This is a genomic window from Pseudomonas sp. DP-17 (assembly GCF_022380625.1).
GTDB lineage: Bacteria > Pseudomonadota > Gammaproteobacteria > Pseudomonadales > Pseudomonadaceae > Pseudomonas > Pseudomonas nitroreducens_A.
The window spans coordinates 36,000-56,195 of sequence record NZ_JAKSXG010000014.1 but is presented as its reverse complement, the minus strand read 5'-3'; the positions used below and the strand labels follow the sequence as shown (position 1 = coordinate 56,195).

Here is a 20,196-nt window from a genome sequence, read left to right as displayed (position 1 = left end):
TGGCGTTCCGAGTCTCTAGAACTGGCGCCCGGCGTAATCCCGGGCAAACTGCGCGGCAATCCGCCCGGACCGCGACCCGCGATGGGTCGCCCAGCGGATCGCCGCCTGTTCCCACTCGTCCTGTTGCACACCGCCCAAGCCGTGGTACTCCAGCCAGCGCGCGACCGCCTCCAGGTACTGCTCCTGGCTGAAGGCATAGAAAGATATCCACAGGCCGAAGCGCTCGGAGAGCGAGATCTTCTCTTCCACCGCCTCGCCGGGGTGCAACTCGCCGCTCTCGCCGCGCTGGAAGGACAGGTTGTCCTCGGCGCGCTCGGCCAGCAGGTGGCGGCGGTTGGACGTGGCGTAGATCAGCACATTGCCGGACTGCCCGGCGACCGAGCCATCGAGCACGGTCTTCAGGCCCTTGTAGCCCGTCTCGCCATCCTCGAACGAGAGGTCGTCGCAGAACAGGACGAAGCGCTCCTGGCGATGGCGCAGCAGGTCGATGATCTGCGGCAGGTCGGCCAGGTGTTCCTTGTCCACCTCGATCAGACGCAACCCCTCCGCGTGGAAGGCATGCAGGCAAGCCTTCACCAGCGAACTCTTGCCGGTGCCGCGCGCGCCGGTCAGCAGCACATTGTTGGCCGGGCGGCCGGAGACGAACTGGCGGGTGTTCTGCTCGATCAGCGCCTTCTGCCGCTCGACATTGCGCAGGTCCTCGAAGGCAATCAGCGCCGGCTCGATCACCGGCGTCAGGCGCGGCTGGCCCTGGCGGTACTCCCAGAGATGGGCGATGGCGCCTTCGTCCAACGCCAGCTCGGCGCGCGCAGGGAGGGATTGTTCAAGCAACTGGGCGATTCGGGCCAGTTGTTCGGCGATCAGGGACATGTCGTTCATGGCGGGATCATCGATGCAGAGGGGACTGTTCAGCAGCCTAACGATGGAGGAAAGTGGTCGTCTAACGACAAACAGGTATCCAGATGCGCAAAAAGGACATTCCACCCCAACCGCTGGAGAACCACGGTGACGAACGGGCCGCCAGCCCGGTGGCGGCCATCGCCCTGGACTTCCCCGATGGCCATCAGGTGCCCGCGCACAGCCATCACCGTGCGCAGTTGCTCTACGCCGTGCGTGGCGTTCTGGTGGTGGGCAGCGCCAGTGGCCAGTGGGTGGTACCGGACAACCGTGGCCTGTGGATACCCGGCGGCGTGGAGCACTGGACGCGCATGGTCGGCGACGTGCAGGTGCGCACCCTTTATGTGGAGCCGGGCAGCGCCCCGCACCTGCCTGCGGACTGCTGCGTACTGGCGGTTTCGCCGCTGCTGCGGGAACTGATCCTGGCGGCGCTGTCGATCAGCGGCGAGGTCAACCCGGACTCCCGCGACGGCCGCGTGCTAGGCCTGATGCTCGATGAACTGCGCGAAGACCCGATGCTCCCGCTGCACCTGCCCCTGCCCGCCCATCCGCGCCTGCGTGGGCTGTGCCAGGCCATCCAGGCCCAGCCCAGCGACCATGCCAGCCTCAGCGACTGGGCCGCCCGGCTGAGCGTCGACGGCAAGACGGTGCAACGCTGGTTCTGCGCCGAGACCGGGCTGACCTTCGGCCAATGGCGGCAACAGGCACGCCTGCTGGCCGCCCTGGAACGTCTGGCCATGGGCGAGAGCGTGCTGAGCGTGGCGCTGGAAGTGGGCTACAGCACGCCCAGCGCCTTCAGCGCCATGTTCAGCCGCCAGTTCGGCCGGCCGCCCAGCGATTTCCTGCGGCCGCGTCGCTAATCCGCTCCTAAGCTCCTGTCGTCCACAATCGACCGCAACATCCCCAGACATATCCTTCGAACAATGGGATTGAAACCCCGAGCCGGTTTCCCCATCTAGACTGTCATGTTCAATCAGTCAGGTGCCTCATGAGCGACCACGACGAGATTCACGATATCCATAGCGCCGAAGAGGTCAGCAACACCGGGCTGGTGTTGCCGGGGCAGAACCTGCCGACCACGGTGTACGTCATTCCGATCCACAACCGCCCGTTCTTCCCGGCGCAGGTGCTGCCGGTGATCGTCAACGAGGAGCCGTGGGCCGAGACGCTGGAACTGGTCGCCAAGACCGAGCACCACAGCCTGGCGCTGTTCTTCATGGAGAACCCGCCGGAAGACCCGCGCCACTTCGACCCGGACAGCCTGCCCGAGCACGGCACCCTGGTGCGCGTGCACCACGCCAGCCGCGAGGGCGGCAAGCTGCAGTTCGTCGCCCAGGGCCTGTCGCGCGTACGCATCCGCGGCTGGATCAAGCGCCACCGCCCGCCCTTCCTGGTGGAAGTGGAGTACCCGCACACCCCCAACGACCCCAGCGACGAGGTGAAGGCCTACGGCATGGCCCTGATCAACGCGATCAAGGAACTGCTGCCGCTCAACCCGCTGTACAGCGAAGAGCTGAAGAACTACCTCAACCGCTTCAACCCCAACGATCCTTCGCCGCTGACCGACTTCGCCGCCGCGCTGACCACCGCGCCAGGCGCCGAGCTGCAGGGCGTGCTGGACACCGTGCCGATGCTCAAGCGCATGGAAAAGGTGCTGCCGCTGCTGCGCAAGGAAGTGGAAGTCGCGCGCCTGCAGAAGGAGCTGTCCGCCGAGGTCAACCGCAAGATCGGCGAGCGCCAGCGCGAGTTCTTCCTGCAGGAACAGCTGAAGATCATCCAGCAGGAGCTGGGCATCACCAAGGATGACAAGAGCGCGGACTCCGACGAATTCCGCGCCCGCCTGGAAGGCAAGACCCTGCCCGACCAGGCGAAGAAGCGCATCGATGAAGAACTGAACAAGCTGTCGATCCTGGAGACCGGCTCGCCGGAATACGCCGTCACGCGCAACTACCTCGACTGGGCGACCTCCGTGCCGTGGGGCCTGATGGGCGTCGACAAGCTCGACCTCAAGCACGCACGCAAGGTCCTCGACCGGCACCATTCGGGCCTGGAAGACGTGAAGGACCGCATCCTCGAGTTCCTCGCGGTCGGCACCTTCAAGGGCGAGATCGCCGGCTCCATCGTCCTGCTGGTGGGCCCGCCGGGCGTCGGCAAGACCAGCATCGGCAAGTCCATTGCCGAGAGCCTGGGTCGGCCGTTCTACCGCTTCAGCGTCGGTGGCATGCGTGACGAGGCCGAGATCAAGGGCCACCGCCGCACCTACATCGGCGCCCTGCCCGGCAAGCTGGTGCAGGCGCTGAAGGACGTCGAGGTGATGAACCCGGTGATCATGCTCGACGAGATCGACAAGCTCGGCAGCAGCTACCAGGGCGACCCTGCCTCGGCGCTGCTGGAGACGCTGGATCCGGAGCAGAACGTGGAGTTCCTCGACCACTACCTGGACCTGCGCCTGGACCTGTCCAAGGTGCTGTTCGTCTGCACCGCCAACACCCTGGATTCCATCCCCGGCCCGCTGCTGGACCGCATGGAGGTCATCCGCCTGTCCGGCTACATCGCCGAGGAGAAGCTGGCCATCGCCAAGCGTCACCTGTGGCCCAAGCAGCTGGAAAAGGCCGGCGTGCCGAAGAATCGCCTGTCGATCAACGATGCTGCACTGCGCGCGGTGATCGAAGGCTACGCCCGCGAGGCCGGCGTACGGCAGCTGGAGAAGGTACTGGGCAAGCTGGTGCGCAAGTCGGTGATGAAGCTGCTGGAAGACCCGGACTCGGTGGTGAAGATCGGCGCCAAGGACCTGGAGGAGTACCTCGGCATGCCGGTGTTCCGCACCGAACAGGTGCTCTCCGGCATCGGCGTGATCACCGGCCTTGCCTGGACCAGCATGGGCGGCGCGACCCTGCCCATCGAGGCGACGCGCATCCATACGCTGAATCGCGGCTTCAAGCTCACCGGGCAACTGGGCGATGTGATGAAGGAGTCGGCGGAGATCGCCTACAGCTACATCAGCTCGAACCTGAAGAAGTACGGCGGCGAGTCGACCTTCTTCGACCAGGCCTTCGTCCACCTGCACGTGCCTGAGGGCGCCACGCCCAAGGACGGCCCCAGCGCCGGCGTCACCATGGCCAGCGCCCTGCTGTCCCTGGCGCGCAACCAGGCGCCGAAGAAAGGCGTGGCCATGACCGGCGAGCTGACCCTCACCGGCCAGGTGCTGCCTATTGGCGGGGTGCGCGAGAAGGTCATCGCGGCGCGGCGGCAGAAGATCTTCGAACTGATACTGCCCGAGCCCAACCGGGGGGACTTCGAGGAACTGCCGGAGTACCTGAAGGAAGGCATCACGGTGCATTTCGCCAGGCGCTTCGGTGACGTGGCGAAGGTGCTGTTTCCGGGCTGATGTCCTGAATGAACCCGCAGAAGCGGGCCACGCTTGCGAATCACCTCCATGGGCGTGATTCGCAAGATCACTGCTGCCTTTCCGTTCTATCTCCTCGTAGGAGCGACGCTTATTCGCGGCAGACGCTATCGCTGCCTCCGTCGAACACCGGCGTAGGATGGTGTGGAGCGCAGCGATACCCATCGACTCGGTCGCACCGACAGCATGGGTATCGCTAGCTCCACCCACCCTGCATTCCTGCTCCGTGGTGATTCAGGTGTGGACTTGGATTCTGAACACGGAGAATTCCCCTGCCCTCGGCGAACGCCCCGAATTCGCACCCGCGCCAAACGCCTTCCCCGCGAAACCTCTATTTCTCACATGATTGCGTTATCCTGCGGCCCAACCTGTCCCCACCCAGGAGCCGTCATGCCGTCGTACCGCCCGTTGCTGCCCCTCACCCTGGCCCTGCTCGCCGGCTGCGCCGGACAGAGCAAACCCGTGGTCACCCTGGAAGACGCCAGCGACTGCAAGCCGCTGAAGCTGCACACCGGCCAGGAACTGGTGCTGATCCTGCCGAGCAACCCCACCACCGGTTTCCGCTGGGAACTGCGCAACGCCGCCAACGGCCTGCTGCGCGCCCTCGGCCCGGAGGTCTACAGCAACCCGGAAGACGCAGGCCTGGTCGGCAGCGCCGGCGAATCCACCTGGCGCTTCCGCGTCACCGCCGCCGGCGAGGACAAGCTTGAACTGGCCTACCGCCGCCCCTGGGAAGCGGAAGTGGCACCGGCGCAGACCTTCGTCTGCCCCATCCTCGTCAAGTAGGCGCCGTCGAATAGGCGCAGACAACGAAGGCGCCATAAGCCGCTCGCACTGACGCCTTCGGCCTGTAGGCCTGGCGTCGCGCTGCGGCACAGTGGACGTTCATTTCCTCGGGAGGGAACCCCATGCGCTGGACGCTCCTGGCACTGATCGGCGGTGCCGCCTACCTGTTCGCCGTCACCTTCGACCTGCCCGCCCTGCGCATGCTCTGCAAGCCGCTGCCGGTGCTGGCGATGCTGTTGTGGATTCTCGCCACGCCAGCTGATGGCTATCGCCGCTGGGTCGCCATCGGCCTGGCGCTGTCGATGCTCGGCGACATCCTGCTGGAATGGCCGATCAACGCCTTCGTGCCCGGCCTCGCCGCTTTCCTGCTGGCGCACCTGGCCTACCTGGGCGCCTATCTGGGCGATACCCGCCGCTTCGCCCCGCTCGGCCTGCTGCTCGCCGGCAGCGTGGGTGGCGGCCTGTTCGCGCTGCTCCATAGCCGCGGCCTGGGACCGCTGTTGCTGCCGATTGCGTTATACAGCCTGACCATCAGCGCCATGCTCTGGCGCGCCGTCGCCCGCCTTGGCGTGCCTTCGATCACCAATGCCAGCCGGGTGTTCGCAGCCCTGGGCGCACTGCTGTTCGTCAGCTCCGACTCGATGATCGGCATCAGCCGCTTCGTCGCCGCCTTCGATGGCTCCTCCTACGCCATCATGCTGACCTACTGGCTTGGCCAGTTCGGTATCGCCGCGTCCGTCACATCCCGTCATATCGCTCTGCCATACTCGGAAGGACAAACCACTTCCCGGGCCTGACATGCTGCGAATCGCGTCACCGCTGCTGCTCCTCTGTTCGGCGCTGACCAGCGCAGAACCCCTGCGCCTGGCCGGCGACGACTGGTGCCCCTACCTCTGCCCGGATAATCCGGACAAACCCGGCTACCTGCTCGAAGCCCTCGGCCAGGTGCTCCCTCAACCGCCCCTCTTCGAACCCCTGCCCTGGCCACGCGCTCTGCAGATGGCCCGCGAGGGACTGGTGGACGGCGTGGTCGGCGCCTACAGCGAAGAGTCCGAGGAACTGCTGATCGGCGAGGAGCCCATCGGCTGGGTGACCATGCGTTTCTACGTGCGCAACGATAACCCCTGGACCTGGAAGGGTCCGACCTCGCTGAGCAGCCAGTCCATCGGGCTGGCGCAGGGCTATTCCTACGGCAAGGAACTGGACGACTGGCGCGACGAGCACCTCGCCAACCACGAACAGGTGCAAGTGCTCAGCGGCGAAAAGGTGCTCGAGCGCAACATCCAGAAGCTGCTGCTCGGGCGCATCACGGTGCTGCTGGAAGACAGCCAGATCGTCGAGCACTACCTGCACCGGCACGGCCTGACCGAGCGCATTCAAGCAGCCGGCGAGCTCGCCGATAAACGTCCCATGTACGTCGCGCTCAACCCTCGCCTGGAAGGCGTGCAGGAACGCCTGGCCGACCTCGACGAAGGCCTGCGCGAACTGCGCCGCAACGACCAGTGGAAACCCCTGATGCAGGGTTACGGCGTCGTCGTTGACTAGTCCTGCGAAGGCGTGAGAAAAGTCCGGCAGAGCCCTCTGTCATCGGCTATAGATCAATCAATAAGAGACTGGGAAAAGGGGAGCTCCATGCGTGCAGTAGTTCGCTCGATGTTGTTGCTGGGAGCCTGCCTGACGCTCTCTGCCTGTGGCAGCCTGCTGCCCAGCGAACGCGCGGAAGTGCAGTCACCATTCCTGGATTACCAGGATGCACAGAGCCGCTACAACCAGGTCGACCCTGGCAAGACCACCAAGTCGCAGCTCTACGCCCTGGGCTTCGATCCGCTGTCCCAGGGCAACGCCAAGATGCTTTCGTTCATCGACGTGCGCCTGCTCTTCGTGCAGCCCAACATCCCCATCGACTACCTGCCCGACGGCCTGGTGACCTGCCTGCAGGCCAAGGACCGCTGCATCGGCTATGCCTTCGATTTCAACAAGACCGACAGCCAGCGCGTGGGCAGTTTCTGGGCCGACATCTTCAACTTTCGCAAGCGCCGCCAGGTGCAGGGCTGGTCATTCCGTCCGGTGTTCGTGCTGATCGACGACGTGGTGGTGCACAAGACCAGCAACGGCGAGCCGAACATCCGCCGCATGGAAGACAAGAAGAACCCCCTCGGTCCATTGCAAGGCGCCGGCGAATACTTCTCCGACCAGCTCAAGTGACCCTTATCGGCTGAAGCTTGGGCGCACCCCGCGCCTCGGCTACAATGCGCGCCCCGGCAATCGGGGCGCGCTGCGCCCCGCTGCCTGTTCCAGCGTAACGAGGCCCCCTCCAGCGTGAGCGAATCCGACCGCATCTTCGCCCAGCCGCAAACCCAGGTTCCCGACTTCACCTTCAATGAGGACGTGGTGCGCGTCTTCCCGGACATGATCAAGCGATCCGTGCCGGGCTACCCCACCATCGTCGAGAACATCGGTGTGCTCGGGGCGCGCTTCGCCACGCCGAACAGCTTGCTCTACGACCTCGGCTGCTCGCTGGGCGCCGTGACCCAGGCGCTGCGCCGCCACGTGAAGAGCGATGGCTGCCGCGTGATCGGCGTCGACAACTCCGCGCCGATGATCGCGCGCTGCGGCGAATACCTGCGCGCCCAGGACGCCATGCACCAGGAACTGCTGCCGGTCGAACTGATCGAGGCGGACATCCTGAAGCTGGACCTCAAGCCCTGCTCGCTGATCGCGCTGAACTTCACCCTGCAATTCATCGCCCCCGAACAACGCCTGGGCCTGCTCACCCGCCTGCACAGCGCACTGCTGCCCGGCGGCGCGCTGATCCTCTCGGAAAAACTGCGCTTCGCCGACGAGCAGGAGCACGACCTGCTCACCGACCTGCACATCGACTTCAAGCGCGCCAATGGCTACAGCGAACTGGAAATCGCCCAGAAACGCACCGCCATCGAGAACGTCATGCGCCCCGACACCCTGGAGACCCACCGCGAGCGCCTGCTGGCCGCCGGTTTTTCCAAGGTGGTGCCCTGGTTCCAGTGCCTCAACTTCGCTTCCCTGATTGCCCTGCCATGATCGAACGCTTCGACCTCGACCGCCTGCGCCTTGAACTGGCCGGCACGCCACTGGAATCCTGGGCTGCCTCGCTGCCCGTGCAACTGGCCGGCAAGGTCGACGATGGCCATGGCGATCTCGAACGCTGGCTGGCCGCGGTGGACCGCCTGCCGGAGCTGCAAGCCGCCGCCGTCGAGCTGCGCGAGCGCTTCAGCCTCGAAGGCGACTGCGACGAGGACACTCGCGCCCAGCTCAAACTCGCGTTGCAAGGGCTGATCCCGTGGCGCAAGGGGCCGTTCAACCTGTTCGGCGTACACATCGACACCGAATGGCGCTCGGACTGGAAATGGGAGCGTGTCTCGCCGCACATCGACCTGGTGGGCAAGCGCATCCTCGACGTCGGCTGCGGCAATGGCTACTACCAATGGCGCATGCTGGGTGCCGGCGCGCGTAGCGTGGTCGGCGTGGACCCGAACTGGCTGTTCTTCTGCCAGTTCCTCGCCATGAAGCGCTACCTGCCGGACTTGCCGGCCTGGCACCTGCCCTTCGCCCTGGAAGACCTGCCCGAGAAGCTGGAAGGCTTCGATACGGTGTTCTCCATGGGCGTGCTCTACCACCGGCGCTCGCCCATCGACCACCTGCTGGCGCTCAAGGACTGCCTGCGCCGGGGCGGCGAACTGGTGCTGGAAACCCTGGTGGTGGAAGGCGACGTGAACACCGTGCTGGTGCCCGAAGACCGTTACGCGCAGATGCGCAACGTGTGGTTCCTGCCGTCGGTGCCGGCGCTGGAACTCTGGCTGCGTCGCGCGGGCTTCACCGACGTGCGCAGCGTCGATATCAGCCGCACCTCGGTGGAGGAACAACGCGCCACCGACTGGATGCGCTACCAGTCGCTGCCGGACTTCCTTGATCCGCACGACCACAGCCGCACCGTCGAAGGCCTGCCGGCGCCGCTGCGCGCCACGCTGGTGGCGCGCAAGCCCTGATCCGCAGGTGCGCCCTGACGGGCGCCATCGCGGGCATGGCCCGCTCCTACAGGGACCATCGGATCAGCGGTTAGCCGCCGCCACGATCAGCGCCTTCATCTCGGCGACCGCCTGCTTGAAGCCCACGAACAGCGCATGGGCGACGATGGCGTGGCCGATGTTCAGCTCGTTGATCCCGGCAATCGCCGCCACCGGTTCGGCATTGTGGTAATGCAGGCCATGGCCGGCGTTGACGATCAGCCCATGGGACAGACCGAACTCCACGCCATCGCGGATGCGCGCCAGCTCATGGGCGGCTTCGGCCGGGTTGTGGGCGTCGGCGTAGCGACCGGTATGCAGCTCCACAGCCGGGGCGCCGATGCGGGCGGAGGCTTCGATCTGGCGCTGGTCCGGGTCGATGAACAGCGACACCTCGCAGCCAGCAGCCGCCAGGCGCTGCACCGCCTCGCGGATGCGCGCTTCCTGGCCGGCGACGTCCAGGCCGCCTTCGGTAGTCAGCTCCTGGCGGGTCTCCGGGACCAGGCAGACGTGGGCCGGGCGGATGATCTCGGCGAACTTCATCATCTCCTCGGTGACGCCCATCTCGAAGTTCATGCGGGTCTGCAGCACTTCGGCGAGCACGCGCACGTCGCGGTCCTGGATGTGCCGGCGATCTTCGCGCAGGTGTACGGTGATGCCGTCGGCACCGGCTTCCTCGGCGTCCAGCGCCGCTTTCACCGGGTCGGGATAGCGGGTGCCACGAGCCTGGCGCAGGGTAGCGACGTGGTCGATGTTCACGCCGAGCAGAATACGGTTGGCTTCAGTCACGGGAGTTGTCCTTGCGATTCATGAAGAGCTCACGGCTGACCAGCGGTCGGCCGCCTAGATGGGGCGCCAGGGCCTGGCGCATCAGGCGCTTGGCCGCCGCCAGGGCGCCGGGTGCGCTCCAGTCGGCTTCGGCCATTGCCAGCAGGTCGGCGCCATGGAACAGCCCCGGCTGCAGGCTGCCGACCGGTTCCAGGCCGGAGTCGGGCAACAGACGGTAGAGGCCATCCGGCGCGACGGGCTGGCCGACGATATCGCTGTCCAGGGAAAAACCATAGCCCAGGTCGTCCAGCAGCCGCCATTCGAACGAGCGCAGCAGCGGCTCCAGCGGGCTGCCGGCAGCCAGCAGCGGCAGGGTCGCGCGGTAGTGCTCGAACAGTGCGGGATGCGGGTCTTCGGCCGGCAACAGGCGAATCATCAGCTCGTTCAGGTACAGGCCGCTGAACAGCGCTTCGCCACTGAGCAGGTTGGGGATGCCGTTGGGCTCCAGGCGCACGACATTCTTCAGGTCGCTGCGCCCGCGGAATTCGGCTTCCAGCGGCACGAACGGCCGCGCCAGCGCTCCAGCCTTGCCCCGCGCACCACGAAGGACGGCGCGCAGCCGTCCCTGCGGGGTGAAGAAATCCACCAGCGCACTGGTTTCCTTGTAGGGACGGCTGTGCAGGACGAAGGCGGCTTGGGCAGTAGAAGCGAGGCTCATGGCGCTGCGCCTGGAGTGGAAGTCGGAAGACGGGCGCGCTCAGGCGCCCGGAGGGTGCGCCCCGCGAAGGCTCGCGGGGCAGCGAGGATCAAAGGTCGCCGTAGCCCAGCGAACGCAGCGCACGTTCGTCGTCGGACCAGCCGCCCTTCACTTTCACCCAGAGGTTGAGCATGACCTTGGAGTCGAACAGCACTTCCATGTCCTTGCGGGCGTTCTGGCCGATGCTTTTGATGCGCTCGCCCTTCTCGCCGATGATGATCTTCTTCTGACCGTCGCGTTCCACCAGGATCAGCGCATGGATGTGCAGGATCGGACCGTCCTGCTTGAACTCTTCGATCTCCACCGTGACCTGGTACGGCAGCTCGGCGCCCAGCTGGCGCATGATCTTCTCGCGCACCAGTTCGGCGGCGAGGAAGCGGCTGCTGCGGTCGGTGATCTGGTCTTCCGGGAAGAAGTGCTCGCTCTCCGGCAGGCGCTCGGCCACCAGGGATTCCAGGACGTCGAGGTTCTGCCCGTGCTGGGCGGAAATCGGCACGACCTCGGCGTTGGGCAGTTGCTCGGCCAACCACTGCAGATGCGGCAGCAGCTCGCCCTTGTCCTCCATGCGGTCGACCTTGTTCACCGCCAGCAGGACCGGACAGCTCACGTACTTGACCTTGTCGTAGACCATCTGGTCTTCGTCGGTCCAGCGGTTGCGGTCGACGACGAAGATGACCACGTCGACGTCCTTCAGCGCGGCACTGGCCGACCGGTTCATGTAGCGGTTGAGCGCCTTGTCGTTGTCCTTGTGCAGGCCGGGGGTGTCGACGTACACCGCCTGCACGTCACCCTCGGTCTTGATGCCCAGCAGGGTGTGGCGGGTGGTCTGCGGCTTGCGCGAGGTGATCGCCAGCTTCTGCCCGAGGATGTGGTTGAGCAGGGTCGACTTGCCGACGTTGGGGCGGCCGACGATGGCGACGTAACCGCAACGAACGGCTCCTGCTTCATCGTGCTCGGATGGGTCGTGCTGGTCTTGCTCGTGCTCACTCATGGCCATTCTCCACGCCCAGGGCTGCCAGTGCGGCGGCGGCGGCCACCTGCTCGGCGATGCGGCGGCTGCCGCCGTGACCGTGGGTCTTGTCGTTCAGCAGGGCCACCTCGCACTCCACGAAGAAAGTGCGGCAATGCGGTTCGCCCTGGATATCCACCACGTCGTAACGCGGCAGTTCGCACCCGCGGGACTGCAGGAACTCCTGCAGGCGGGTCTTGGGGTCCTTGTTGGTATCCACCGGGGTCAGCTCGCGCAACTGCGGGCCGAGCCAATCCATGATCCGCTCACGGGCGGAATCCATGCCGGTGTCCAGATAGATGGCGCCGATCAGCGCCTCCATGGCGTCAGCCAGGATCGACTCGCGGCGATAACCGCCGCTCTTGAGCTCACCCGAGCCCAGTCGCAGGTAATCCCCGATCTCAAACCCGCGGGCCAACAGGGCCAGGGTCTCGCCCTTCACCAGTCGCGCGCGCAGGCGCGACAGCTGGCCTTCGCGGGCCTGGGGAAAATGGGTGAACAGGGCTTCGCCGATGACGAAGTTGAGGATGGCGTCACCGAGAAATTCCAGGCGCTCGTTGTTGCGCCCGGCGAAACTGCGATGGGTCAGCGCCAGGACCATCAGGTCCTGGTCGCGGAAGGTGTAGCCAAGCTTGCGCTCGAGTCGATCCAGACTGTTGTTACTCACGGCATTCGTACACGGAATTCTTTGTCAAATTTGACCACCAGGTCGATGTTCTGCACCAGCGGCTCGCGTTTTTCGTATTTGAGGTGGGCGCGGAACTCGTTGTTCTCGAGCTTCACGTCCAGGGCATCGTCTAGATTGAGGTCGCGAATGTTGTTGAGCATCAGCGCCTTGCCGACATAGGAATAGAACTCGGGGACAGTATGCACTTCGGCGGCCTTGTCGGTTTCCACCGAGGTGATGGCCTTCTCGATGGCGTAGTAGTCCAGGTAGTGCGGAATGATCTTGAACGCGGCACTGGCAAGAAACGCCACGAGCGCAAGAACGACCAGCCAACCCAGCAACGACATTCCCTTCTGCGAACGTGCGTACGTCATATCGACCTCATGTCGGTATCTTTCTTATATGCCCGCCAGGCGCGGCGGGTCCAAGTGAAGCGGGGCTGCCTCGCTCCCCGCGTGCAGCCCCGCCCTTTTCTAGCACCGCTCCAGCCTTGCCGGCCTGAAACGTCTCACAAGTTTAGTGAATCACGCCGACTCGCGAGAAATTCGGCAGATTGCGCATCTTCGGATCCGGCCAGCTCATCCAGACCGCGAACGCCTTGCCGACAATATTGCGGTCCGGAACCATGCCCAGCAGGTCCTTGGGAATCTTCGGATCGTTCCAGTAGCGGCTGTCGTTGGAGTTGTCGCGGTTGTCGCCCATCATGAAGTAATGGCCGGCCGGCACTTTCCACTGCTTGCCCGGCTCGATGCGGAAGCGGGTCATTTCCTTGCGGATCATGTGCTCCACCGCGCCCAGCTTCTCCTGGTACAGCGTTACGCTGCCCAAGGTGCCCGGCTCTTCGCCCACCAGCGACTCGGCCACGGCCTGGTCGTTGATGTACAGGCGCTTGTCGCTGGTGTAGCGAATGGTGTCGCCCGGTACGCCGATGACACGCTTGATGTAGTTGATGTTCGGGTCGCTGGGGTAGCGGAACACCATGACATCGCCACGCTGCGGGTCACCCACCGGGATGACCTTGGTGTCCAGCACCGGCAGGCGGATGCCGTAGGCGAACTTGTTCACCAGGATGAAATCGCCCACTTCCAGGGTCGGCTTCATCGAGCCCGACGGGATCTGGAAGGGTTCGACCAGGAACGAGCGCAGCACCAGCACGATGAACAGCACCGGGAAGAACGACTTGCCGTACTCGACGAGCACCGGCTCCTTGTTCAGTTTTTCCAGCACTTCCGGGTCGGGCTCGCCGACCGTGCCCTCGTAGGCGGAAATGGCTGCCCGGCGGCGCGGTGCAAACAGCACCAGGTCCACCAGGGCGAGAACGCCGCATACCGCGACGGCAATCACCAGCAACAGCGGGAAATTCAGGGTCATAGGGTTCAACTGTCCACTTTGAGCACAGCGAGGAAGGCTTCCTGCGGAATCTCCACGCTACCGACCTGCTTCATCCTTTTCTTACCGGCCTTCTGCTTCTCCAGCAGCTTGCGCTTACGGCTCACGTCACCACCGTAGCACTTGGCCAGCACGTTCTTCCTGAGCGCCTTGACCGTCGAGCGGGCGATGATCTGCCCACCGATGGCCGCCTGAATCGCGACATCGAACATCTGCCGCGGAATCAATTCCTTCATCTTCTCCACCAACTGACGGCCCTTGTACGGAGCGTTGTCGCGGTGGACGATCAGGGCGAGGGCATCAACCTTCTCACCGTTGATCAGCACATCGAGGCGAACCAGGTTGGCCGGCTCGAAGCGGTCGAAGCTGTAGTCCAGCGAAGCATAGCCACGGCTGGTGGACTTCAGGCGGTCGAAGAAGTCCAGCACCACTTCGTTCATCGGCAGGTCGTAGATCACCTGGACCTGGCCACTGAGGAAGTGCATGTCGCGCTGGACGCCGCGCTTCTCGATGCACAGGGTAATGACGTTGCCCAGGTGCTCCTGAGGCACAAGGATAGTGGCGCGGCAAATTGGCTCACGCATCTCGTCGATGGACGAGAGGTCCGGCAGCTTCGACGGGTTGTCGACATAGAGGATGTCGCCGTTCTTCTGCACGATCTCGAAGATCACGGTCGGAGCGGTGGTGATAAGGTCCAGGTCGTATTCGCGCTCCAGGCGCTCCTGGATGATCTCCATGTGCAGCATGCCGAGGAAGCCGATGCGGAAGCCGAAGCCCAGGGCCTCGGAGCTTTCCGGCTCGTACTGCAGTGCAGCGTCGTTCAGGGTCAGCTTCTGCAGGGCTTCGCGGAAGTCCTCGAAGTCGTCCGAGCTGACCGGGAACAGGCCGGCGTAGACCTGCGGCTTGATGCGCTTGAAGCCCGGCAGCACGTCCACGTCCGGGGTGCTGTTGAGGGTCAGGGTATCGCCCACCGGCGCGCCGAGGATGTCCTTGATGCCGGCGATGATGAAGCCCACTTCGCCGGCCTTGAGGTCCGGAGTCTCGGTGTGCTTCGGGGTGAAGACGCCGACGCTGTCCACCTGGTGGACCTTGCCGGTGGACTTCACCAGGATCTTGTCGCCCTTCTTGACGCGGCCGTGCTTCACACGCACCAGCGAGACCACGCCCAGGTAGTTGTCGAACCAGGAGTCGATGATCAACGCCTGCAACGGCGCATCGATATTACCTTCCGGCGACGGGATGGTCGCAACCAGGCGCTCCAGCACCTCGTCGACGCCCATGCCGCTCTTGGCCGAGCAGGCCACGGCATCGGTGGCGTCGATACCGATGATGCTTTCGATCTCGTCCTTCACGCGGTCCGGGTCGGCCTGCGGCAGGTCCATCTTGTTCAGGACCGGCATCACTTCCAGGCCCTGCTCGATGGCGGTGTAGCAGTTGGCGACCGACTGCGCTTCCACGCCCTGGCCGGCATCCACCACCAGCAGCGCGCCTTCGCACGCCGCCAGCGAACGGCTGACTTCGTAGGTGAAGTCGACGTGGCCGGGGGTGTCGATGAAGTTCAGCTGGTAGGTCTTGCCGTCCTTCGCCTTGTAGTGAAGGGTGACGCTGTGCGCCTTGATGGTGATGCCGCGCTCGCGCTCCAGATCCATGGAGTCCAGTACCTGGGCCTCCATCTCGCGGTCGGACAGGCCGCCGCACATCTGGATGAAGCGGTCTGCCAGCGTCGACTTGCCATGGTCGATGTGGGCGATAATGGAGAAATTGCGGATATGACTCAGGTCACTCACGGCGAACACACTCGGAAGGCTGAAGGCGGCGGTCCGCCGAAAAATAGCCGGGGAGTTTACCTGACTACAGCCTGATGCGTCACGCCGCGCCGGACGGTCAGGCATGAAAAAGGGCGACCGAAGTCGCCCTTTTCTGGTGCGTCGACCTTATTCGGTCAGTTTGAAGGTGATGAAGCTCGCGCGGCCCTGGCGCAGCACGCGCATGGAGATCGAGCGATCCTTCGGCAGCGCCTTGGCCAGCTCGCTGAAGGTTTTCGAGGAATCCACCGCGCGGTTGTTCAGGTGCGTGATGACGTCACCCGGACGCAGGCCGATCATCGCTGCCGGACCGCCCTGCACTTCCTTGATGACCACGCCGCCCTTGATATCCAGGGACTTGCGTTGCTCGGCAGTCAGCTCCGCCACGGTCACACCCATGCGATTGCTACTGCGCTCCGCGCCCTTGCCTTCGACGGCTGCGACGGCATCGTCGTCGTCCGGCAGGCTGCCGATGGTCAGGCTCAGGTTCTGGCGCTTGTTGTCACGAATGACTTCAAGGTTCGCCTTGTCGCCCGGCTTCATGTTGCCCACCAGGTGCGGCAGGTCGGCGGATTCGTTGATGGTCTGGCCGTTCAGGCTCAGGATCACGTCCCCCACCTGCAGGCCGCCCTTGGCTGCCGGGCCGTCTTCAACCAACTGCGCAACCAGGGCGCCGGCCGGCTTGTCGAGACCGAAGGATTCGGCAAGGTCCTTGTTCACTTCCTGGATCACCACGCCCAGCCAGCCACGGTTGACCTTGCCGCCGGCTTTCAGCTGATCGGCGACGTTCAGCGCCACATCGATGGGGATCGCGAAGGAAAGGCCCATGAAGCCGCCGGAACGGGTGAAGATCTGCGAGTTGATACCGACCACCTCACCCTGCAGGTTCAGCAGCGGACCGCCGGAGTTACCCGGGTTGATCGCCACGTCGGTCTGGATGAAGGGTACGTAGTTCTCGTTCGGCAGGCTGCGGCCCTTCGCGCTGACGATACCGGCGGTCACCGAGTGGTCGAAGCCGAACGGCGAACCGATGGCCAGAACCCATTCACCGACCTTCAGCTTGTCGGAATCGCCCAGCTTGAGTGTCGGCAGGCCCTTGGCGTCGATCTTCAGCACGGCCACGTCGCTGCGCGGGTCGGCGCCGATCAGCTTGGCCTTGTGCTCGCTGCGGTCCGACAGGCGCACGAGGATCTCGTCGGCGTCGGCCACCACGTGGTTGTTGGTGAGGATGTAGCCATCATCGGAAATGATGAAGCCCGAACCCAGGGACTGGGCCTCGCGCTGCTGACCACGGGGCGCCTGCCCCTGGCCGCCCTGGCCGCGGGGAATGCTGCGCTCGAAGAATTCACGCAGGCCCGGCGGCAGGCCATCGAGATCCGGAATGCCCATCTGCGCGTTGGAGCGGTCGGGAATCTTCTGGGTAGTGCTGATGTTGACCACCGCCGGCGAGGCTTTCTCGACCAGTGGGGTGAAGTCCGGTAGTTCAGCCCGCGCGGTGGCCGCCAGGCTCAGGGCCAGCAGGGCGACCAGCGCAGCCATGCTGCGTTTCAGGGTTTGCATTGACTACAGCTCCCGTGATGTTGATTGGGAAGATCACTAAACAGGGCCGGGCGGCCCGCCGACCAGCGCACGCAGCACAAGCGGTTGCATCGCCGGATCATCGGAATGACACCGCGAATAGCGGCGCACAAGCAACCAGGCCAGCAGAAAACCCGCCAGCCCGGCCACGATGATGAGAGGTTCTCCCAGATCGAGGCGCGCCGCCAGTAGCGCCAGCGCGAAAAGTCCGATCAGTGGAGCAAGATGGAAAAGCAGGGCGCTTTTCAACAGCAGGTCTTCATCCATGCCCAGCAGGATTACATCGCCAGGCTTAAGACCCGATGAAGCCAGGTCCCCAGCGGGAACGCGCACAGGGTCAAGCCGCCGAAAAGCCCCGAGCCGCCCCAGCAGTCCATGGCCGCAGGCCGCGCTGGCGGAACATCCCGAGCAGGTAGAGCGGCGCAGCGTTTCGATCTGGACAGCTCCAGCATCGATCGCAACCACCCTCCCCCGCTCATGGATCACTGAGGCTGGGTTCCCGTCGGCCGCATGGACAGTGCCACTCGCTCGGCCGTACCGCTGGGTATCTCGCCGACCACTGTCACCATGGTCCCGCCGTCGTCACTGGCGAACCGCCTGGATACCACCGTCGTCGGCCCCAGCTGGGTGCGGGCATCGTCGACCTTGGCGCCGTGCAGCGGCTCAAGGAACACCGAGAATCGCGCCAGGCCGTCACCGTAGGCGAGGCACAGGACCTGGTCATTGGAAACCGGGCTGCGCTCCTGCAGCGTGCTGTTCAGGGTGAAGCCCGGCGGCACCCATTCGGAATGCCAGCTGGTCTTCACTGCCGCAACCTTGGTTTCCTTCACCGGCTTGCAGGCCGCAGTGGGCTGCAGCTCACTGTCGTCCGGCGCGGACAGATCGATGCGGGTGAACTGCAGGCGCTCGATGATCTGGCCCTTGTCATTGAGCAGCAAGGACTTGAGCGGCAGGCCGGTCTGCTTGTCCACATGCAGCTCGAAGCCGTAGCGATGCTGATCGCGCGGGATCACCGCCAACACCACCGCCGGACGGTCGGCAATGCGCGACTCGCCAGCGACGCGAACGTCATAGTAGGAAGAAAGGTCGGTGGGATTGAACTTGCGTGCCGGCCACATCTCGCCAGTCGAAACCTGGCCAGACATGCCGCCACCTACGCACTGGGTGGCGCCGTCGACGCGCACCACTTCCTGGCGCGGCCCATCGACCTGGACCAGGTGTTCACGCACGGAACCATCGCTCTCAACACGATGCCAGACATCGTGGGTGGAGAAGGCTCCACTGCGTTCGTAGATGAAAGTGCCCTGGAAATTCTGCTTCTGATCAGCCTCGGAGAGGCGCTTGATCCAGTCCAACGCATCGGCGGCCTGGACTGGCAATGCCAGCAGGCCACCGAGGAAGAACAACAGTGCTGTCTTCGCGCGCATGTCGCTCCTTAAGGTCGCAAATCAGCGGCTTTCCAGGCTCGCGGCGCGTGCGTAAGGCAGGGCGCTGTCGGTGCCGCTGACGGCTGACTGCTGTGCGTGCTGACGCAGGTAACCCGGAAGACGCTGCTCATGCCAGGTGGTCTGCCCGCCCTGGGCATTGGTGATCACCTGCGGCGCCTCGTCCTGAGTGTAGCCTGCCAGCACCGCCGGGCCTTGCACTTGCGGCAGGGCTATCTGCGGAGTGGCACCTTGCTGGGCAAGGCCGTTGGCCACACTGTCATCCTGGTGGTACATGCGCACGCCTGCCAGCACGGCCAGGGTCACCGAGGCGGCGACAGCCAGGCGACCAACGTTGCGCCACGGATTGCGGCTGCGCTGCGCCGGCGCGGCTTCATCGGCCAGCGCGGCGGACACCGCGGCGGCAATGTCCAGCTTGGGCATGGCCGGCTCACGGTGCATCACTGCACTGGCCAGCTGGTAGCGGGACCAGGTGGCCCGCAATTCGGCGTCCTCGCCGCAGGCTGCAAGCACACGCCGCAGCTCCAGCTCGTCCGCTTCGTTATCCATAACAGCGGACAGCGACTCCTGCAGGGCTTCACGACTCATAGCGGTACCTCTCTTGGCTTCTGCCGCTGTATCAGACTTCATCATGCAACAAAGGCTGCAAAGCTTTGTCGATCGCTTCCCGCGCACGGAAGATCCGTGAGCGGACGGTCCCCACCGGACACTGCATCACGGTGGCTATATCTTCGTAACTCAAGCCTTCGAACTCACGCAGGGTCAAAGCCGTGCGCAAATCATCGGGCAGCTGCTGGATGGTGCGATGGACCGTTTCCTCGATCTCATCCCGCAGCATGGCTCTTTCCGGCGACTCGATGTCCTTCAGGGCGTGGTCGCCGTCGAAGAACTCCGCGTCCTCTGCCGTGACATCGCTGTCCGGCGGCCGCCGACCGCGCGCAACCAGATGGTTTTTCGCGGTGTTGATGGCGATACGGTACAGCCAGGTATAAAAGGCACTGTCGCCGCGGAAGTTACCCAAGGCGCGGTACGCCTTGATGAACGCTTCCTGTGCAACGTCCTGGGCTTCCTGGGCGTCATGTACGAAACGCACGATGAGCCCCAGAATCTTGTGCTGGTACTTCAGCACCAGCAGGTCGAAAGCCCGTTTGTCTCCGCGCTGTACCCGTTCAACCAGTTGCTGATCCTGTTCCTGGGTTAGCATGAATGCTCCTCTGAAAACCTGGAGGAGCTTCGAGCACCCTGGTGAATCGTCCTGCCAAGATAGACTCGGGTCTTTTGCAAAAGTTCTCCCCTCCAAGCATGCGCCGCACAGTTTTTTCACATTGGCGGCAATCGGACCCCGACATGCGTCCGAAGCCCGTCAAATTCAACGATACCGGGCGGAACACCCGCTCCCCTTCCGCGCAATGTCGATCTGCGCGCAAAGTTGATTGGGTATTCCGAGTTCGAACCGGAACTCGGAAGAAAGTTCCGGCGAATTACCTTGATTCCTCAGCGGTTTCGACAACCCCGACTGGGCCTGGCCGATCAGCCCGCCTGGAGCGAAACCCATCCGCCTCCGGGCGGACCGCGCGCTCCCCGCGCCTTCGGTGTCATCGGTTCGCCAGTATTGTGCCGTGGCCCCCTTCTATATACTAGGGCGC

Annotated in this window: 21 protein-coding genes; 8 read left to right on the top strand and 13 right to left on the bottom strand. The window is 64.5% G+C overall.

Translation table 11 applies throughout. The annotated features are described in order from the left end of the window. Positions 1-15: 15 nt before the first annotated feature. Positions 16-879, bottom strand: a complete 864-nt coding sequence (locus tag MJ122_RS22305) for an ATP-binding protein (protein ID WP_239746061.1) — start codon at positions 877-879, stop codon at positions 16-18. Positions 880-962: 83 nt separating this feature from the next. Here MJ122_RS22305 and MJ122_RS22300 point away from each other — a divergent pair, with 83 nt between their 5' ends. The 8 genes from MJ122_RS22300 (at position 963) to cmoB (ending at position 9,114) form a co-directional block, all read left to right on the top strand. Continuing rightward, a complete protein-coding gene (locus MJ122_RS22300) occupies positions 963-1,757 on the top strand; it encodes a helix-turn-helix transcriptional regulator (protein ID WP_239746060.1) in 795 nt (264 codons plus the stop codon). 128 nt (positions 1,758-1,885) lie between these two features. After that, positions 1,886-4,285, top strand: coding sequence for an endopeptidase La (gene lon / locus MJ122_RS22295; protein ID WP_088417761.1), 2,400 nt, complete (start codon positions 1,886-1,888; stop codon positions 4,283-4,285). A gap of 408 nt (positions 4,286-4,693) precedes the next feature. After that, positions 4,694-5,089 carry a protease inhibitor I42 family protein gene (locus MJ122_RS22290; RefSeq protein WP_088417760.1) on the top strand — a complete coding sequence of 132 codons (396 nt, stop codon included), beginning with the start codon at positions 4,694-4,696 and terminating at the stop codon, positions 5,087-5,089. Positions 5,090-5,211: 122 nt separating this feature from the next. After that, positions 5,212-5,886: a lysoplasmalogenase gene (locus MJ122_RS22285; protein WP_239746059.1), complete on the top strand. Its 675-nt coding sequence runs from the start codon at positions 5,212-5,214 to the stop codon at positions 5,884-5,886. Between the two features lies 1 nt (position 5,887). Then, on the top strand, positions 5,888-6,634 hold the full coding sequence (locus MJ122_RS22280) for a transporter substrate-binding domain-containing protein (protein ID WP_088417758.1): 747 nt from the start codon (positions 5,888-5,890) through the stop codon (positions 6,632-6,634). A gap of 87 nt (positions 6,635-6,721) precedes the next feature. Then, positions 6,722-7,294, top strand: a complete 573-nt coding sequence (locus tag MJ122_RS22275) for a hypothetical protein (RefSeq protein ID WP_026078837.1) — start codon at positions 6,722-6,724, stop codon at positions 7,292-7,294. Positions 7,295-7,408: 114 nt separating this feature from the next. After that, entirely contained in the window at positions 7,409-8,149 is a 741-nt protein-coding gene (cmoA, locus tag MJ122_RS22270) for a carboxy-S-adenosyl-L-methionine synthase CmoA (protein ID WP_239746058.1), read from the top strand. Continuing rightward, positions 8,146-9,114, top strand: a complete 969-nt coding sequence (gene cmoB / locus MJ122_RS22265; protein WP_239746057.1) for a tRNA 5-methoxyuridine(34)/uridine 5-oxyacetic acid(34) synthase CmoB — start codon at positions 8,146-8,148, stop codon at positions 9,112-9,114. Before cmoA ends, cmoB begins: the two co-directional genes overlap by 4 nt. Positions 9,115-9,177: 63 nt before the next feature. Here the strand turns inward: cmoB and pdxJ are convergent, their stop codons facing one another. The 12 genes from pdxJ to rpoE all read right to left on the bottom strand — a co-directional run bounded on the left by pdxJ (position 9,178) and on the right by rpoE (position 19,754). Continuing rightward, positions 9,178-9,921 carry a pyridoxine 5'-phosphate synthase gene (gene pdxJ / locus MJ122_RS22260; protein WP_017517398.1) on the bottom strand — a complete coding sequence of 248 codons (744 nt, stop codon included), beginning with the start codon at positions 9,919-9,921 and terminating at the stop codon, positions 9,178-9,180. Then, positions 9,914-10,618 carry a DNA repair protein RecO gene (gene recO, locus MJ122_RS22255; protein ID WP_088417755.1) on the bottom strand — a complete coding sequence of 235 codons (705 nt, stop codon included), beginning with the start codon at positions 10,616-10,618 and terminating at the stop codon, positions 9,914-9,916. Before recO ends, pdxJ begins: the two co-directional genes overlap by 8 nt. Positions 10,619-10,706: 88 nt before the next feature. Then, complete coding sequence (era, locus tag MJ122_RS22250; protein ID WP_017517396.1) at positions 10,707-11,648, bottom strand: GTPase Era; 942 nt, start codon at positions 11,646-11,648, stop codon at positions 10,707-10,709. Further along, positions 11,641-12,333 (bottom strand): ribonuclease III, encoded by a 693-nt coding sequence (gene rnc / locus MJ122_RS22245; protein WP_017517395.1) that lies wholly within the window; start codon positions 12,331-12,333, stop codon positions 11,641-11,643. Before rnc ends, era begins: the two co-directional genes overlap by 8 nt. Then, on the bottom strand, positions 12,330-12,707 hold the full coding sequence (locus MJ122_RS22240; protein WP_017517394.1) for a DUF4845 domain-containing protein: 378 nt from the start codon (positions 12,705-12,707) through the stop codon (positions 12,330-12,332). The genes rnc and MJ122_RS22240 overlap by 4 nt, the downstream gene beginning before the upstream one ends. A gap of 142 nt (positions 12,708-12,849) precedes the next feature. Continuing rightward, positions 12,850-13,704: a signal peptidase I gene (gene lepB, locus MJ122_RS22235; RefSeq protein ID WP_017517393.1), complete on the bottom strand. Its 855-nt coding sequence runs from the start codon at positions 13,702-13,704 to the stop codon at positions 12,850-12,852. Positions 13,705-13,709: 5 nt separating this feature from the next. Beyond that, a complete protein-coding gene (gene lepA / locus MJ122_RS22230) occupies positions 13,710-15,509 on the bottom strand; it encodes a translation elongation factor 4 (protein ID WP_088418228.1) in 1,800 nt (599 codons plus the stop codon). Between the two features lie 147 nt (positions 15,510-15,656). Then, complete coding sequence (locus MJ122_RS22225; RefSeq protein ID WP_017516658.1) at positions 15,657-17,087, bottom strand: DegQ family serine endoprotease; 1,431 nt, start codon at positions 17,085-17,087, stop codon at positions 15,657-15,659. 36 nt (positions 17,088-17,123) lie between these two features. Then, positions 17,124-17,591, bottom strand: a complete 468-nt coding sequence (locus MJ122_RS22220; protein WP_088417754.1) for a SoxR reducing system RseC family protein — start codon at positions 17,589-17,591, stop codon at positions 17,124-17,126. Further along, a complete protein-coding gene (locus MJ122_RS22215; RefSeq protein WP_239746056.1) occupies positions 17,588-18,532 on the bottom strand; it encodes a MucB/RseB C-terminal domain-containing protein in 945 nt (314 codons plus the stop codon). Before MJ122_RS22215 ends, MJ122_RS22220 begins: the two co-directional genes overlap by 4 nt. Before the next feature lie 21 nt (positions 18,533-18,553). Further along, entirely contained in the window at positions 18,554-19,138 is a 585-nt protein-coding gene (locus tag MJ122_RS22210) for an RseA family anti-sigma factor (RefSeq protein ID WP_017516655.1), read from the bottom strand. A 31-nt stretch (positions 19,139-19,169) separates the two neighbouring features. Next, a complete protein-coding gene (rpoE, locus tag MJ122_RS22205; RefSeq protein ID WP_017516654.1) occupies positions 19,170-19,754 on the bottom strand; it encodes an RNA polymerase sigma factor RpoE in 585 nt (194 codons plus the stop codon). Positions 19,755-20,196 lie beyond the last annotated feature (442 nt).

Excerpts from the sequence above, each read along its gene's own strand:
- MJ122_RS22305 (WP_239746061.1), bottom strand. The coding sequence starts at position 879 with ATGAACGACATGTCCCTGATCGCCGAACAACTGGCCCGAATCGCCCAG.
- MJ122_RS22300 (WP_239746060.1), top strand. The coding sequence starts at position 963 with ATGCGCAAAAAGGACATTCCACCCCAACCGCTGGAGAACCACGGTGAC.
- lon (WP_088417761.1), top strand. The coding sequence starts at position 1,886 with ATGAGCGACCACGACGAGATTCACGATATCCATAGCGCCGAAGAGGTC.
- MJ122_RS22290 (WP_088417760.1), top strand. The coding sequence starts at position 4,694 with ATGCCGTCGTACCGCCCGTTGCTGCCCCTCACCCTGGCCCTGCTCGCC.
- MJ122_RS22285 (WP_239746059.1), top strand. The coding sequence starts at position 5,212 with ATGCGCTGGACGCTCCTGGCACTGATCGGCGGTGCCGCCTACCTGTTC.
- MJ122_RS22280 (WP_088417758.1), top strand. The coding sequence starts at position 5,888 with ATGCTGCGAATCGCGTCACCGCTGCTGCTCCTCTGTTCGGCGCTGACC.
- MJ122_RS22275 (WP_026078837.1), top strand. The coding sequence starts at position 6,722 with ATGCGTGCAGTAGTTCGCTCGATGTTGTTGCTGGGAGCCTGCCTGACG.
- cmoB (WP_239746057.1), top strand. The coding sequence starts at position 8,146 with ATGATCGAACGCTTCGACCTCGACCGCCTGCGCCTTGAACTGGCCGGC.
- recO (WP_088417755.1), bottom strand. The coding sequence starts at position 10,618 with ATGAGCCTCGCTTCTACTGCCCAAGCCGCCTTCGTCCTGCACAGCCGT.
- era (WP_017517396.1), bottom strand. The coding sequence starts at position 11,648 with ATGAGTGAGCACGAGCAAGACCAGCACGACCCATCCGAGCACGATGAA.
- MJ122_RS22240 (WP_017517394.1), bottom strand. The coding sequence starts at position 12,707 with ATGACGTACGCACGTTCGCAGAAGGGAATGTCGTTGCTGGGTTGGCTG.
- lepB (WP_017517393.1), bottom strand. The coding sequence starts at position 13,704 with ATGACCCTGAATTTCCCGCTGTTGCTGGTGATTGCCGTCGCGGTATGC.
- MJ122_RS22225 (WP_017516658.1), bottom strand. The coding sequence starts at position 17,087 with ATGCAAACCCTGAAACGCAGCATGGCTGCGCTGGTCGCCCTGCTGGCC.
- MJ122_RS22215 (WP_239746056.1), bottom strand. The coding sequence starts at position 18,532 with ATGCGCGCGAAGACAGCACTGTTGTTCTTCCTCGGTGGCCTGCTGGCA.
- MJ122_RS22210 (WP_017516655.1), bottom strand. The coding sequence starts at position 19,138 with ATGAGTCGTGAAGCCCTGCAGGAGTCGCTGTCCGCTGTTATGGATAAC.
- rpoE (WP_017516654.1), bottom strand. The coding sequence starts at position 19,754 with ATGCTAACCCAGGAACAGGATCAGCAACTGGTTGAACGGGTACAGCGC.